Below are 15,226 nucleotides of genomic sequence, written 5' to 3' on the forward strand. Positions count from 1 at the left end.
GCAGTTTCTACAGGCGCATCATATTGGCGATAATCTACAATTATTTATTTGATGAATTCTAAATTGGCAACGTTCCCGATAACGATTGCATAAATAAAATTGACAATTCGCTTCCAATTGTCTGTTCCAATTTCTAATCTCATACTGTATTCATAATTGTATTATCTGTTCAATTAATTGACTTATTAGATATATCCTAATTCTATTTGATTGAAAAAACATTCCTTAAAAAAGTAATTCTTCCTTTAAATTTTATCACAATATACATTCTGAATTAATGAAAAATCAAAGTTGCGCGTATAAGAATCACAGTGCTGTTTTTTAATAATTTAAATAATAAATTGAATATTATTGTAATGGTGCCCAACCTAATCCTCGTCTTCTAAATTATTTACAAGAATCCTTAAAATCCTAATTGATAAATCCAATGAAAAGAAACTTTACAAGTATCAGGCAGTACTTATTTCAATGTGCCTTGGTGAGTGTAATAGGAATGGGCACTCTTGCTCATGGATCTCCTTTGAATTTGCCCGACTTGAAAAACGAAGTACGTATTGACAGAGCAGTGACGGGACAGATCCTGTCAGCGGACGATAACACTCCAGTCCCAGGTGTATCGGTCGTTGTGAAAGGTACCAGATCAGGTACAAATACAGATGTTGACGGAAAATTTAAAATAGATATCCAGGATAATAATTCAATACTGGTTGTTTCCGCAGTAGGTTTTGTGACTCAGGAAATTACCATTGGCAACCAAAGCGTTGTCAATATCAATCTGGTCAGTGATTTGAAAACACTGAGTGAAGTAGTAGTAGTAGGTTATGGTACGCAAAAGAAAAGCCAGCTGACAGGTGCTATTTCATCAGTTAATTCCAAGATGATCAATGAAATGCCTATTACCAATTTGGGCCAGGCATTACAGGGAAGAGTAGCAGGAGTCGATGTGGCTCAGTCGGGAAGTAAGCCGGGAACCGTGCCGAAAATCCTGATCCGTGGCCGCCGTTCATTCAGTGCAGGAAATAATCCATTATATGTAGTGGATGGTATTCCACTTTCCGGTGATCGTAATGAATTACTTGCTACCCGCCCATTTGATTTTGTATCAGGAGGTTATGAAGATATGAACCCAAATGATGTAGCGTCTATGGAAATCCTGAAAGATGCCACCGCTACAGCAATTTATGGTGCAAGAGGCGCAAACGGTGTTGTACTGATCAGTACTAAAAGAGGTGCAACCAAAGGTAAAACAACAGTAAGTTACGATACGTATGTGGGTGCTACAAATGCATTGGACAAGGTAAATCTGATGAACGGAGCGGAATATGCTGAATTAAAAAGAGAATCCCGCAGGACAACAGGTACTTATAAAAATGAAGCAGGTGTTGTAGTCCCAACCGGAACTGTTGACGCCTACGCGGATTCAAAACTGTTTGAAGCGATTGAACTTGACGGAATTGCTAAAAACCGCACCACAAATTATCAGGATATGATGGTTCGTACCGGTTTCCAGCAGAATCATTCTCTCGGGGTTCAGGGAGGAAATGAAAAAACGCAGTTTTATATTTCAGGAGGGTTCTTTAAAGATAAAGGTATTATCCCCGGACTGGATTTTACACGTACTTCGGTTCGGGTAAATCTGGATCACAATATTAACAAGCGTGTTAGGGTCGGAATTTCGTCGTATACCATGTATAGTGTGCGTAACGGGGCCACAAGAAATCCTTACGGTTTTACTTTGCCGCAAAATCCATTGGCGCGGGCTTATGATGACGAAGGGAAAATTATTTTCGCCCAGACTACGGATGCCTTGCTGACTAATCCAATGGCAGAACTTGTTGAAGGTGCACAGATTGACCAAACCAAGAAATACCGTTTCTTTAACAGCTTATACGCAGAAGTTCAGATTCTTCCCGGATTAAAATACCGTGCGAATTTTGGCCCTGATTTTAGTATTTCGCGCGCCGGCCGTTTTATCGGAGGGCAAACTAATGATATCAAAGGTGGATTGCCAAGAGCAAGTATTAATAACCAATATGGTTTTAACTACACAGTTGAAAATATCCTGACTTATGGTAAAACAGTAAATAACGTCCATAACTTCAATATTACAGCACTTCAATCCATCCAGAGGGATAACTTTGAATACAATAGTTCATCCGTACAGGGTGTGCCGGTTGAACCCCAGGAATTTTATAATATTGGCAACGCCGGATCAGTCTTGTTACCAACCAGTAATCTGATTCCATGGACACTGAACTCCTATATGGTTCGTGTGAATTACGATTATAACGATAAATATCTTGTTACGGTTACAGCCCGCCGCGATGGATCAAGCCGTTTTGGTGAAAATACTAAATATGGTAATTTTCCCGGAGTTGCGCTTGCCTGGAACATTTACAATGAACCATTCTTCAAAGGAGTTAAATGGATCGATCAGTTGAAAGTACGTGCCAGTTATGGAAAAACAGGTAACCAGGGAGTGGCACCTTACCAGACTCAGGGGTTGTTAAAACGGACTTCTTATGCATGGGGAACCAATGCGGCTTATGGCTACCGTCCAAATTCAATCGGAAATAAAGATTTGAAATGGGAGTCATCTGCAAGTAAAAACATAGGTATTGATTATAGTTTCTTTGGAAACCGCGTTTCAGGTTCTATTGAATTATATCAGACAAACACGACTGATCTGTTACTTTCCGATCAGCTTCCAACTTCCACTGGCTTCAATGCGGTAACCCGTAATGTTGGTGAAACCCGTAACCGTGGTATAGAAATCGGAGTTTCGACAGTTAACGTCAATACGAAAGGCGGTTTTAAATGGAGCACTGACTTTGTGTTTTACAAAAATAAAGAAGCAATTCTTTCTCTTTACAACGGTAAAGTGGATGATACAGGTAACAAATGGTTTATCGGACATCCGCTTAATTCATTTTACGATTACAAAAAACTGGGAATCTGGCAATTAGGAGAAGAAGACGCAGCCAAAGCGCAAGGTTTTGCAGTAGGGCAGGTTAAGCTTCAGGATACTGATAAAGATGGCAAGATCACAGCAGCAGACCGAGTGATTTTAGGATCTGATATTCCTAAATGGCAGGGTGGTATTACCAATCGTTTCAACTATAAAGGTATTGACTTGTCATTTTTTATATTCGCCCGTGTAGGCCAAAAAATTCTGAGCAAGTTTCACCAGGATAACCTGACCTTACAGGGACGTTACAACCAGATTAAAGTAGATTACTGGACACCAAACAATCCTACAAACGAATTTCCGAGACCAAACTTTAACCAGGAGTTTCCTGTTTACAATACCTCGTTCATCTATTTTGACGGTTCTTTCGTGAAGGTTCGTAACATCAATGTTGGTTATACTTTCTCACAAAAATTTGTACAAAAACTTGGCCTGGAATCACTCCGTTTGTTTGCAAGTATTCAGCAGCCGTTTATTTTCTCGAAATACCGTTCAAAATACAATGGTATAGATCCTGAATCTTCTGATGGAAATATCAACAGCGACGTAACACCTGCAACAAGGATCTCGACTTTTGGATTAAATGTTAAATTCTGATAGGATTGCCGGCCGGATGGTAATTATAACCATTTCTGAACGGATCAATATCAGTAGCCAGTTACTAACACTTTTAAATTTCAAAAAATGACACGTACATATTTATCAAAATCTTTTAAAACGCTAAGCATACTGGCTTTCCTCTTTATGGGCCAGTCGTGTAAAGATTTGCTGGATGAAAAAATAGTTTCCAGTATAAACGACGATTACATTTCAACCGCCCCCGGTTTCAATTCTGCCACTAACGCCGCTTATTCTTCGTTAAGAAATTTTTACGGAACGGAGAGGGGAATCAGTATGACTGAATATGGAACAGACCTTTATTCGGCCGGTGCAGATGGAAGTTTTAAAGGTTTTCACTTTTACGATTCCCAGCTGATCGGTACCGTAAGTATTATCCAGGAGGTTTGGGAAGAACTATACAAAGGTATCAACACCTGCAACGCGGTTATTGAACGTGCGCCAGAAGTAACAGGATTAACTGATGCTGTAAAAGCACAAAGAGTAGCCGAAGTGAAATTCCTGCGGGCGCATTATTATTTTATTCTTTTGCAGGAGTTTGGCGGCGTGGATTTACGTTTGACAGAAACGATCCTGCCTACAAAAACGACTAAGCGTGCTACGGAGGCGGAAATGTATTCTGCCATTATCAAAGATTTAGAAGAGTCATTGCCAGGTTTGGAAAACAAAGCAAAATCATCTGAATATGGACGTGCAACCAAAGCAGCTGCTGAGAATTTACTTGTAAAAGTTTACCTGGCCAAGGCAACATCCAGCGTAAAAGCAGCGGATGACTACGCGAAAGCGGAAACATATGCTAAGAATGTAATAAATAATTACGGCTTCAAATTGCTGCCGGATTTTGCAAGTGTTTTTGCGCAGGGTGCCGGTGAAATTAATGATGAAGTTATTTTTTCTGTTCAGTATACAACAGATCCGCTTACCAATATTTCTGATCCGACTACAAACGGAAATGGTAACAACCTTCACTTAATTTTTGGGATGCAATATGACGTACAGGCTGGTATGGTCCGTGATATTTTCTACGGCCGTCCGTTCAAGCGTTTGAAACCAACCCCTTATGCATTGGAAACGGTGTTTAAAGACCGGGTCAATGATTCACGTTACAAAAAGACTTTCAGGGATACGTGGCTTTGCAATACAGCGGGCGGTACTTTTACCAACGTTTTTGATAATTCCAAGAAATCCGTAACATTCAAACCAGGTGACACTACTATCTTTATTCCGGGAGTAGAATGGACATTAGCGCAGCGTGCTGCTAAGCCTTATCAGGTTCTGGTACCAAGTTTGTATAACCTTTCGCTTTTCCCTACACTTGTGAAATTTATGGATCCTAACCGTATTGACAGAACTTACGAACCAGGAAGCCGCGATTTTCTTGTTTTCCGTCTGGCAGATACATACTTAATGTTGGCAGAAGCACAGGTAAAACTTGGAAAAACTGCTGATGCTGTTACGTCAATAAATATGGTTCGCCGTCGTGCAGCATTTGCTGGTAAAGAAGCTGCAATGGAAATTACAGCGGCTAACGCAACGATGGACTTTGTCATGGAAGAACGTGGACGCGAATTGCTGGGAGAACAGACACGCTGGCTGGATTTGAAACGCTGGGGAATTCTTGTTGATCGCGTTAAAAAATATAACACAGACGCTGCTGCCAACATCAAAGAAACCCACAATTTACGTCCCATTCCACAAACCCAAATCGACAGAAGTGATAAAGGTACCGACGGAAGTTCTGTATTTCCACAGAATCCGGGATACTAAATTGTTAACATGATTTATGCATTGAATAAAACCAGTATAGATGAGCTTTTGAATAGCTGTCTTTATTGGTTTTATTCGTTAAGACCATATTTGAAATAATAATTTCCAGATACAAAATCCTTAATCATGAATGATCATAACATAACACATCGTCGCGAATTTTTACGAAATATTGTATTGGCTTCCGGGGCAATGCTTACAACTTCGGCGTGGGCAGAGGCTCAGTTAAAAAAGGGCGATATCAAAATAGGATATTCGGCCATTACCTGGGGTGGAAAAGACGAACAGGCAATTACGGATCTGTCGTCACTTGGTTTCAAAGGTATTCAGTTGAGAGCCAATACTTTTGCACCTTACCGGACCAAAGTATCCGAGTTAAAAGATATGCTGGTTAAACATGATTTAAAATTAGCCATGTTTTCGAGTGGCAACGTGGAAATCGATCCGGCCAAATTACAGAGTACGATTGATACACATGTTGCACACGCAAGTTTTGTAAAAGCTCTGGGTGGAAATGCATTGCAACTAACCAATAGCCTGCGTCCCAAAGACCGTGCTCCATCAATGGATGAGCTGAAAAAACTGACAAAAGTGATGAATGAAATTGGTAAACAAACCGCAGATTTAGGCGTGCAGACTGCTTATCATAATCACATGCATCAGCTGGGAGAAACACCGGAAGAAGTGGATGTAATTGTACAGGCAATGGATCCGCGTTATGTCAAATTATTACTGGATATTGCACATTACAAACAGGGCGGAGGAGAGCCGGAACAAGCTGTAATAAAATATAAAAGCATACTTCATTCGCTTCATTTAAAGGATACAAAACCAGCTGATACCAAAAATGGTTACAAATTTGTAGAGCTTGGACAGGGACGTGTGAACGTTCCGGCGGTTTTTGCTGCTTTGGATAAAATCCAGTTTAAAGGATGGGCAGTTGTGGAACTCGATGGTGTGCCTGATCCTGAGAAAACACCGCTGGTTTGCGCTGAGATTAATAAAAAGTATATCGTTGAGACTTTGAAATATCCTTTGGCTTAATAGATATCAATACAGTTTTACATAACCTAATTAAAATTTTAGTTACAAGGTTCTTAAACATTTATATCAAATCATTGCTTTCTAAAAGCTGAATTAAAAGATTGTCCGGAATATCACTTTGAGCAGATTTGTCGTAAATGGAAATAAGAGTAACACTTTCATTAACGATTTTAATGCAGGTAATTATTCTTGCACCACCAGATTTGCCCTTGTTTTTAGAAGAAATAGCCATGCGCACTTTAAAACAGTTATTTCCCAATGCATTGCCCTGAAAGGGATTTTGGGTTAAATCCAGAAGTAAAGTTTTTAGATCTTTTATGATGGAAGGATACTTTTTGACGAGTTTCTTTAATTCGCGATCAAAATGCCCGATCGTATAAATTTGATACATAAAGTTGTAAGAAAACTAAGCGTCTAATTCATCTAACAGTGCCTGTATCGGACGTGCTTTGTGGTTGCCTTGGTCAACCAATTTTAGTTCTTCAAAGCCTGTTCTTATGTTTTCCCATGTTTCTTTTTGCTCGGGAGTTAAACTTTCTTCATGCTGGGAAGATTCTGCTACCTGCACAAAATTCAACTCTTTAATCAATTTCATAAAAAAAGAAAACTTACTTTCAGGAATACTAAGCGTTATTTGTTTCATGACTATTCGAGAAATAAGTACAAACCAAATTTAAATCATAAATCAGACACAAGCAAAACAATCAGTTTTTCTCTTTACAATTCATACTAAATATACTAAACCTTTTGTCAGGGTAAAGACATCATTCTGTCGTTATATAATTCAGAGTCTGATTCTTGATAGAAGACAATATTATACTCCATTTTTACCAATCGTCGTCACATCATATTTATATGAAGAAATACACAATACAGATTGCAATTTTACTTTTTAGTGTATCCATTTCTTTAACGCACGCTCAAAAATCCAAAGATGGCTGGCAGGATTTATTCAATGGAAAAGACTTGGCTGGCTGGAAACAATTGAACGGCAAAGCCAAGTACGAAGTTAAAGATGGCGCCATTGTCGGTACTTCTGTCATGGACACACCCAACTCATTCCTGACAACTGAAAAAGACTACGGTGATTTTATTTTGGAATGTGATGTAAAGGTAGATAACAAACTGAATTCGGGTATACAGATCCGGAGCCTTTCTACGGAAGATTATCAGAATGGCCGAGTACACGGATATCAGGTAGAAATTGATCCAAGTGACCGGGCTTATTCCGGCGGATTATATGATGAAGCACGCCGGGGATGGCTTTATCCGATGGATATTAATCCGGAAGGAAAAAAAGCATTTCGGAAAGATGCCTGGAATAAATACCGGATTGAAGCTATTGGAAACACTATACGCACATTTGTAAACGGAATTCCAACTGCTTACGTAGTAGATGACATGACAGCGAGCGGATTTATTTGTTTACAGGTTCATGCAATTGGCAATAAGGACAAAAGCCTCAGAAGGCACACAGGTAAGCTGGAAAAATGTCAGGATTAAGACAACAGATCTTAAACCAAGTCCTGAAACCAATATCCGGATTGTAAATCTGATCCCGAATCTGATTACGGATCCTGAAAAAAAACAGGGCTGGAAACAATTATACGATGGTAAATCGGTGGATCAATGGCAGGCTTATGGTGGTACTGATTTCCCTTCCAAACGCTGGTCTTATAAAGACGGTACAATTACAATAGAAAAATCGGACGGTTCTGAAACTGGAAATGATATCATTACAAAACAACTTTATGGGCCTGCATTTGAATTTCAGTTCGAGTTCAAATTAACAGAAGGAGCCAATAGCGGTGTCAAATATTTTGTTGATCAGAAATTCAGTTCAGGTGGAAAATCCGGGATTGGCTGTGAATTTCAGGTATTGGACGACGAAAAACATCCTGACGCTAAATTGGGTAAAAATGGCAATCGTACTATTGGATCTCTTTACGATATTATAGCTTCGCAAAAACCTGCCAACGCCATTAAGAAAATAGGAGAGTGGAATCAGGGAAGAATTGTGGTACAGAAAGATGGTACTGTTCAGCATTTCTTAAATAATTATAAAGTTGTAGAGTATGTTCGCGGATCACAGTCTTTTAAAGACTTGGTAGCAGAATCGAAATTCAAAGGTTTTCCCGGATTTGGGCTTTCTGAGAAAGGAAATCTATTGTTACAAGACCACGGCGACAACGTTTCATTCAGAAGTTTAAAAGTAAAGGAAGTAAAGTAAGTGAAGAGTTCTGGAGGACCATTTAACCGTTGACCTTTTAACCATTAACCTTTTTGCCTTTTTCGAATATTCCAATTGATAATTAACCATTAACAATTAAAAAATAATGACAACAAGAAGAGATTTTATAAAAAGTGCTGCCCTGGCTTCTGCAGGAGTTGCAGTTGGTAGTAATGCTTTTAGTGCATCCAGCTATCGCCGCATAGTAGGCGCTAATGACAGAGTTCGCGTTGGTATTATTGGTTTTTCAGATCGTTTCCGCAGTTCTCTGGCGCCAAGTTTTGCCGAACATTCCAAAGATCTGAACTTTGAATTTATGGGCGTTTCGGATATCTGGAACCGCCGTCGCGATGAGGCTGAAAGTTTTATCAAAGGCAAAGGCTGGTCGGCAAGTGAATTTGTGAAAGCACGGAATAATGAGGAACTGCTTGGACGCAAAGATGTGGACGCCGTGATAATCAGTACTGCTGATTTCCAGCATGCTTTACATTGTGTTGAAGCGGTAAAATCCGGTCGTGATGTGTATGTGGAAAAACCCTTTGCTGAATCATTGGCCGATGGAAAACTGGCACTGAAAACAGTGGAAGGTTCCAAGCAAATTGTACAGGTAGGTTCGCAACGCAGAAGTGCGCCAAACTATCATGCCGCCAATGACTTTATCAAATCGGGTAAGTTTGGTGATATTTCGATGGTTGAAATGACCTGGAATGTAAATCAGCCTGGCCGGTGGAGAAGAAAAGAACTGGTTGAGCAAATCAGAAAGGAAGATACCGACTGGGACCGCTTTTTGCTGAATCGCCCTAAGGTTGAATGGAACCCGCGTTTTTATTTAGAGTTCCGTTTGTTCTATCCGTATTCATCAGGTCTGCCGGGTCAATGGATGTCGCATCAGATTGATACGGTTCACTGGTTTTCAGGCTTGGAAGCGCCTCGCAGCGTAGTGGCAAACGGAGGTATTTACGTTTGGAAAGACGGCCGTACAAATGCTGATACATTCTCAGCTACGTTTGATTACGGCCCGTTTGATAATCCGGATAAAGGCTTCCAGGTGATTTATTCTGCTCGTATGCACCAGGCTGCTGGTGATGTGAAAGAATATTATTACTCGAATGGCGGTATGATAAATCTGGATACAAATAAGATTACTTCGGAAGGTGGATTGAAAGAAAAAGATGCGGCGGCAATGGGTATGAAAGCCAATTTGTTGCCGGAAACATCTCTGAAAACGGATGATAAAGTTTCTACGGACGCTAATACAGGTTCTGACCCGATGACATCACTTCACATGCGTAACTGGATGGAATGTGTACGGAGCCGTAAAGAACCTAATGCTCCTGCCCGTGCCGGTTTCAACCATTCGGTGGCAAACATTATGTCCACGCAGGCACTGCACACAGGTAAAAAGGTTACCTGGGATCCCAAGAAAAGTGATATTGTTCTAAGTTAAATTTTTTAAACGCACTTTTAAACGCATGGTAAAAGGGAGTCTGACGCTGAGTTTCATGAGATTTTAATAAAAAATAACTTTGTGAAACTCTGCGCCAAATCCATCAAACTCTGCGTTTAAAATGCGTTTAATATAATCCGGCAAACAGGTGAATCTAAAAAATACAATTACGGTACTAGCACTTCTTTCGTTTTCTGCCATTCCGGGTTTTGCCCAAAAGGTTGATCTGGTTGATAATAAAAAGGATAAAAAGGTTGAGGTTAGTATTGATGGTAAGCCATTTACATCATATTTCTATCCGGGAGAGGATGTATTGAAAAAAGCGGTGCTTTATCCGGTTATGACTGCAAAGGGAACGCTAATAACCCGTGGCTGGCCATTAGACCCACGTGGGAGTGAGCGAGTAGATCATCCGCATCATGTGGGAATCTGGCTGAATTATGAAGATGTGAATGGTAACGATTACTGGAACAATTCCAATGCTGTCGATCATGCGAAACGTGCGTACGGTACGATTGTTCACACAGGAATTAATTCCATGAAAAGCGGTAAAGATAAAGGTGAACTAACCGTTACTGCCGACTGGATTGATAAAGATGGAAAACTTACATTGAAGGAAATAACCACTTTTACGTTCAGCGGCAAAGGTGATACACGTATAATTGACCGCTCGACAACATTAACTGCTGTTAACGGAGAAGTTGCAATGCCCGACATTAAGGATGGAATGTTTGCAATTCGTGTAGCCCGGGAGTTGGAACTTCCATCCAGCAAGCCTGAAATATTTACAGACGCCAGCGGTATTGCCACCAAAGTTCCTGTGATGAATAACAGAAGGAATTACTGGAAATTACCGTAACAGCAATGGAATTGAAGGTGAGGAAGTTTGGGCAAAAAGAGCCATCTGGTGTAACCTGACTGGTAAAATTAAGGATGAAGATATCAGTATTGCAATCATTGACCATCCTAAAAATGTAGGTTATCCTGCCTATTGGCATGCAAGAGGTTACGGGCTGTTTGCAGTAAATCCATTAGGACAAAAAGCATTCAGTGATGGAAAAGATGTGCTGAATTTTAAACTCAAAAAAGGAGAATCGACAACATTTCGTTACCGCCTTGTTGTTGCCTCAGAGCATTTAAAAGATGATACATTAAATGCACTTGCGGCTGATTATGCCAAGACAAAATAAGTATTATTTAGATTATAGTAAGAAAAGCCATGGAATCATCCGTGGCTTTTTTGCTTTTATTAAGTAATATGGATATTCCTTTAGTTTAAATTTAATAAAAATCGGGTGGAACAAAACCAATCTATATGAACACATACATAGCAATCCTGCGGGGAATTAATGTAAGCGGTAAAAATATGATCAAGATGCCGGCTCTTATAAAAATATTTGAAACCCTCGGTTTAGAGAATGTAAAAACGTATGTTCAAAGCGGGAATGTGATATTTAAGTCTGAATCGGTAAATCCGAAAGATTTAGAAAAACTAATTCAAGAGCAGATTAATAAAGATCTCGGGACAGGAATTCCTGTTATTGTTTTAGAAAGTTACTCTATTTTAGAAATCCGGAAAAACAATCCATTTACTAACAAACAGGATATTGACCTGACCAAACTGCATATTACATTTTTGTCGGAAGAGCCGGGCATGGTGAATATTGCTAAAATTGATCCTGCCAAGTATATGCCTGATGAATTTATAATTGATGCAAAAGCCATTTATTTATATTGTCCGGGAGGTTACGGAAATACGAAACTGAATAATAATTTTTTCGAGAATAAGTTAAAAGTGATTGCTACAACACGAAACTGGAATACAGTGAACAAGCTGGTTGAGTTGACGGAAGAATGATTAAATCATTGTGATAGGCACTTTTGAATACAATTACTTTATTTTTGAATACAAATTTTACCTTACTTTGTTTTATAAGATGGGCGTAAACTTGAAATTTACCCTGGTATTTTAAAATTAAGATCCCAACACAAATAATCCCCGCTGTAAATACAGCTTTTTAAATCACAATTATGGAAAACAAATCAAGACGCAAATTTTTACAAAATGCCGGATTGGCTACCCTCGTATCAGTTTCGCCATTGGCTGCTGAACCTGAAAAAACAAAAGAGCTTTTTATACATCACGTTTATTTCTATCTGAAGAACAAAAACAATGCACAGGATGAAGCCAAATTAATCGAGGGCCTGAAAAAACTAGCTAAAGTACCCACAATTCAGTATGTGCATATCGGCACGCCGGCAGCAACGAGCCGACCTGTGATTGTGAAAGATTACGCGGTTTCCTGGATGTGTTTTTTTAAAAATATTATTGAAGAGGAAATCTATCAGACGCACCCGATCCATCTGGAGTTTATCAAGGATTATTCTCATTTGTGGGAAAAGGTAGTTATTTACGATTCAATCGGGCCTAAAAAGGTTGATTAGCGGACAATCGACAGTCGGCTCTCTGATGTATTTCATTGAGAGAACCGGCTGTCGGTTTTTTAAAATTTGATTCGGCGTTATACTAAACTTCACATGACTAATACTCTGCGTTTCTTCCTATTTTCTAATCTTTTTTACTGCTTCTCATTTTTTGATTCTGCATTTGCCCAAAAAGTTTCAACTGAAATCCGGCTAAATCAAATAGGCTTTTATCCAAACGGAGAGAAGATTGCCGTCATATCAGGAGAAAAAAATACTGATTTTACAGTAAAGGATGCAGGTACCGGCAGAGTTGTTTTTAAAGGAAAATTAAGTGAGCCAAGAACCAGCCAGTATTCCGGGAAAATTAATAGGATTGCCGATTTTTCAACAGTTCGGAAAAGCGGAAAGTACGTTGTTGAAGTTGCAGATATAGGTAAATCTTTTCCTTTCGAGATTAAAGATCAGGTACATAAAGAAGTAGCAATTGCTTCAATAAAAGGATTTTATTATCAGCGTGCCTCAACCGATTTGCCTGAAAAATTTGCAGGGAAATGGGCAAGAGCGGCTGGCCATCCTGATGACAAAGTATTAATCCATGCATCGGCAGTTTCACCAGGGCGTCCGGAAAATGATGTGATCAGTTCTCCGAAAGGCTGGTATGATGCCGGCGATTATAACAAATACATAGTGAATTCCGGAATTACAATGGGAACATTGCTGTCACTTTATGAGGACTTTCCCGAGTACTTCCAAACTTTTAACACTAACATTCCGGAAAGTAATAATTCAGTGCCTGATTTGCTGGACGAAGTAATCTGGAATCTTCGCTGGATGCTGACTATGCAGGATCCGGGTGATGGCGGTGTTTATCATAAACTGACAAATCCCAAATTCGATGGTATGATCATGCCGGATGCATGTAAAAATCCTAGATATGTAGTTCAGAAAAATACGATCGCAACCCTGGATTTTGTTGCTGTAATGGCACAGTCGGCCAGAATCCTGAAAAGCTTTGATGCACAATTACCCGGCCTTGCAGATTCGTGCATAACAGCTTCCGTAAAAGGGTGGGAGTGGGCAAAAAAGAATCCGATCGTTTTATACAATCAGGATGAAATGAACAAAAAGTTTGATCCGGATATTGTTACAGGAGGATACGGGGATAAGAATGCAAGTGATGAATGGATTTGGGCGGCAGCGGAAATGTATGCTTTAACCGGGAAAACAGACTATCTACAAGGAATTTCTTTTGAAACAGACAAGATTATGCCTTTGCCATCATGGAATCAGGTAAAAGCGCTGGGTTATTATACGATTGTACGTACTAGTGAAGCATTAAAAACAGAGAATAATTTTACCAACCAGGTTCAGCAAAGCATTCTTAAATTTTCAAATGACCTGTTAAACGATCTGGAAAAGCAGCCTTATCACACTGTTATGGGAAAAACTGCAAAGGATTTTGCGTGGGGTAGCAATGCTGTGGCAGCAAATCAGGGAATCGCTTTAATATGTGCTTTTAAGATATCGAAGGATAAAAAATATTTGCAGGCTGCACTTGGAAACCTGGATTACATTTTGGGCAGAAATGCAACGGGCTATTCGTTTCTGACTGGTTATGGCTCAAAACAGGTTATGCATCCGCACCATCGGCCATCTGTTGCGGATGGTATTTTAGCACCTGTTCCGGGACTTTTATCAGGAGGCCCAAATCCCGGACAACAGGATAAATGCACAACCTATACGAGCAGGTTTGCAGATGAATCTTTTACCGATGACTATTGTTCGTATGCATCCAATGAAATCGCAATTAACTGGAATGCGCCAATGGTATATCTGACAGCGGCAATCGAATCAATAATGGAGGAAAAAAGTAGTAAATAATCAACCGATTACTGTTTTGTTGATTTTACAGGCACCGTTGGTGGTGTTTCATTGTAGCCCTTTTCTTCCGTCATATTACCTTTTTCAGACTTCTGAACTGATTCCTTTTCTACCACTTTTGATGGCTTTCTGCTATCATCCTCCTGTTTGGGCTTGTAGTTGTGCGGCCCGGAAGGCGATGGTGAACCGCCTTCGACTTCTTTGTCTTTCTTTTTCATGATCTTAACACTTTTTTTATAATATCTCAATTCTTGTGCCGATACGTGTACTTGCCCAATATTTGTGAAAACAGACTCTTGTACATTTGTTATGTTTACTCAATTCCCCACTTTGCCGCGTCCGGGTCGTAGTCAACAAAAATGTAAATCCAAATCGCCCTGCCAAGGCGCGTGATAACGGGTTGTAGAAGAAAAAGAGATAAAGTCAGAATTACAAAGAAATGATCAAGGGAAAGTTTAAAATAAGCCAGCAGTGAAATGGATAAAAGTGCCATAATAAATATGACAATTGGAAAACTTGTCCATAAAGCGCCAATATAAAACCCTGGTTCAATCTTGAAATCCTGATTACAAACCGGACAGGAATCATACATTTTGGTTCCTTCTTTAAAGTTATAAGGATTTTGTGTCGTAAATAAATTCCCTTTACGGCAACGCGGGCACTTTTGCCGGGCCACGCTTAGCAATTTTGATCTTTTTTTGATTGCACTTTGCTTTTTGCCGTGATCCATTCTGGGTATTAATATCGCTGGTTTAAACTTTGTAGTAAAAGTAAACTATATACTTTAACAAAAAATAATCCAATCGACGTAGAAATAAATCAGAATGCGTATCTTTTTGACCAC

General features: G+C 39.6%; 11 protein-coding genes and 2 pseudogenes. 9 read left to right on the forward strand and 4 right to left on the reverse strand.

What is annotated here, in order from left to right; all coding sequences use genetic code 11:
• Nucleotides 1-427 precede the first annotated feature (427 nt).
• The 3 genes from KZC02_RS24915 to KZC02_RS24925 all read left to right on the forward strand — a co-directional run bounded on the left by KZC02_RS24915 (nt 428) and on the right by KZC02_RS24925 (nt 6,397).
• Entirely contained in the window at nt 428-3,565 is a 3,138-nt protein-coding gene (locus tag KZC02_RS24915; RefSeq protein ID WP_409014221.1) for a SusC/RagA family TonB-linked outer membrane protein, read from the forward strand.
• A gap of 87 nt (nt 3,566-3,652) precedes the next feature.
• Nucleotides 3,653-5,353: a RagB/SusD family nutrient uptake outer membrane protein gene (locus tag KZC02_RS24920; RefSeq protein ID WP_221391148.1), complete on the forward strand. Its 1,701-nt coding sequence runs from the start codon at nt 3,653-3,655 to the stop codon at nt 5,351-5,353.
• 126 nt (nt 5,354-5,479) lie between these two features.
• Nucleotides 5,480-6,397: a sugar phosphate isomerase/epimerase gene (locus tag KZC02_RS24925; protein ID WP_221391149.1), complete on the forward strand. Its 918-nt coding sequence runs from the start codon at nt 5,480-5,482 to the stop codon at nt 6,395-6,397.
• A gap of 61 nt (nt 6,398-6,458) precedes the next feature.
• On the opposite strand, the gene KZC02_RS24930 is transcribed toward KZC02_RS24925, so the two are convergent.
• Both KZC02_RS24930 and KZC02_RS24935 read right to left on the reverse strand, forming a co-directional pair.
• A complete protein-coding gene (locus tag KZC02_RS24930) occupies nt 6,459-6,788 on the reverse strand; it encodes a hypothetical protein (RefSeq protein ID WP_221391150.1) in 330 nt (109 codons plus the stop codon).
• A 15-nt stretch (nt 6,789-6,803) separates the two neighbouring features.
• Nucleotides 6,804-7,040 carry a hypothetical protein gene (locus tag KZC02_RS24935; RefSeq protein ID WP_221391151.1) on the reverse strand — a complete coding sequence of 79 codons (237 nt, stop codon included), beginning with the start codon at nt 7,038-7,040 and terminating at the stop codon, nt 6,804-6,806.
• Nucleotides 7,041-7,252: 212 nt separating this feature from the next.
• On the opposite strand from KZC02_RS24935, the pseudogene KZC02_RS33425 reads away from it, so the two are divergent.
• The 6 genes and pseudogenes from KZC02_RS33425 (at nt 7,253) to KZC02_RS24965 (ending at nt 14,382) form a co-directional block, all read left to right on the forward strand.
• Nucleotides 7,253-8,627: pseudogene (locus KZC02_RS33425) on the forward strand (DUF1080 domain-containing protein).
• Between the two features lie 106 nt (nt 8,628-8,733).
• The gene (locus KZC02_RS24945; protein WP_221391152.1) at nt 8,734-10,074 is read left to right on the forward strand and encodes a Gfo/Idh/MocA family oxidoreductase; all 1,341 of its coding nucleotides are present in this window, start codon (nt 8,734-8,736) and stop codon (nt 10,072-10,074) included.
• Between the two features lie 166 nt (nt 10,075-10,240).
• Nucleotides 10,241-11,264 (forward strand): annotated as a pseudogene (locus KZC02_RS33160) (PmoA family protein).
• A gap of 125 nt (nt 11,265-11,389) precedes the next feature.
• Entirely contained in the window at nt 11,390-11,932 is a 543-nt protein-coding gene (locus tag KZC02_RS24955) for a DUF1697 domain-containing protein (RefSeq protein WP_221391153.1), read from the forward strand.
• A gap of 173 nt (nt 11,933-12,105) precedes the next feature.
• The gene (locus KZC02_RS24960) at nt 12,106-12,519 is read left to right on the forward strand and encodes a Dabb family protein (protein WP_221391154.1); all 414 of its coding nucleotides are present in this window, start codon (nt 12,106-12,108) and stop codon (nt 12,517-12,519) included.
• 93 nt (nt 12,520-12,612) lie between these two features.
• Entirely contained in the window at nt 12,613-14,382 is a 1,770-nt protein-coding gene (locus tag KZC02_RS24965; RefSeq protein WP_221391155.1) for a glycoside hydrolase family 9 protein, read from the forward strand.
• An 8-nt stretch (nt 14,383-14,390) separates the two neighbouring features.
• On the opposite strand, the gene KZC02_RS24970 is transcribed toward KZC02_RS24965, so the two are convergent.
• Together KZC02_RS24970 and KZC02_RS24975 are read right to left on the reverse strand one after the other, a co-directional pair.
• Nucleotides 14,391-14,600, reverse strand: a complete 210-nt coding sequence (locus KZC02_RS24970; protein WP_221391156.1) for a hypothetical protein — start codon at nt 14,598-14,600, stop codon at nt 14,391-14,393.
• A gap of 95 nt (nt 14,601-14,695) precedes the next feature.
• Nucleotides 14,696-15,112 (reverse strand): DUF983 domain-containing protein, encoded by a 417-nt coding sequence (locus KZC02_RS24975; protein ID WP_221391157.1) that lies wholly within the window; start codon nt 15,110-15,112, stop codon nt 14,696-14,698.
• Between the last annotated feature and the right edge of the window lie 114 nt (nt 15,113-15,226).

Source organism: Dyadobacter sp. NIV53, from assembly GCF_019711195.1.
In the GTDB taxonomy this organism is placed as follows: Bacteria; Bacteroidota; Bacteroidia; order Cytophagales; family Spirosomataceae; genus Dyadobacter.

What these genes read in the sequence shown, in the direction of transcription:
- KZC02_RS24945 (WP_221391152.1), top strand. Translation starts at nt 8,734, where the DNA reads ATGACAACAAGAAGAGATTTTATAAAAAGTGCTGCCCTGGCTTCTGCA.
- KZC02_RS24920 (WP_221391148.1), top strand. Translation starts at nt 3,653, where the DNA reads ATGACACGTACATATTTATCAAAATCTTTTAAAACGCTAAGCATACTG.
- KZC02_RS24970 (WP_221391156.1), bottom strand. Translation starts at nt 14,600, where the DNA reads ATGAAAAAGAAAGACAAAGAAGTCGAAGGCGGTTCACCATCGCCTTCC.
- KZC02_RS24975 (WP_221391157.1), bottom strand. Translation starts at nt 15,112, where the DNA reads ATGGATCACGGCAAAAAGCAAAGTGCAATCAAAAAAAGATCAAAATTG.
- KZC02_RS24925 (WP_221391149.1), top strand. Translation starts at nt 5,480, where the DNA reads ATGAATGATCATAACATAACACATCGTCGCGAATTTTTACGAAATATT.
- KZC02_RS24955 (WP_221391153.1), top strand. Translation starts at nt 11,390, where the DNA reads ATGAACACATACATAGCAATCCTGCGGGGAATTAATGTAAGCGGTAAA.
- KZC02_RS24935 (WP_221391151.1), bottom strand. Translation starts at nt 7,040, where the DNA reads ATGAAACAAATAACGCTTAGTATTCCTGAAAGTAAGTTTTCTTTTTTT.
- KZC02_RS24915 (WP_409014221.1), top strand. Translation starts at nt 428, where the DNA reads ATGAAAAGAAACTTTACAAGTATCAGGCAGTACTTATTTCAATGTGCC.
- KZC02_RS24930 (WP_221391150.1), bottom strand. Translation starts at nt 6,788, where the DNA reads ATGTATCAAATTTATACGATCGGGCATTTTGATCGCGAATTAAAGAAA.
- KZC02_RS24960 (WP_221391154.1), top strand. Translation starts at nt 12,106, where the DNA reads ATGGAAAACAAATCAAGACGCAAATTTTTACAAAATGCCGGATTGGCT.
- KZC02_RS24965 (WP_221391155.1), top strand. Translation starts at nt 12,613, where the DNA reads ATGACTAATACTCTGCGTTTCTTCCTATTTTCTAATCTTTTTTACTGC.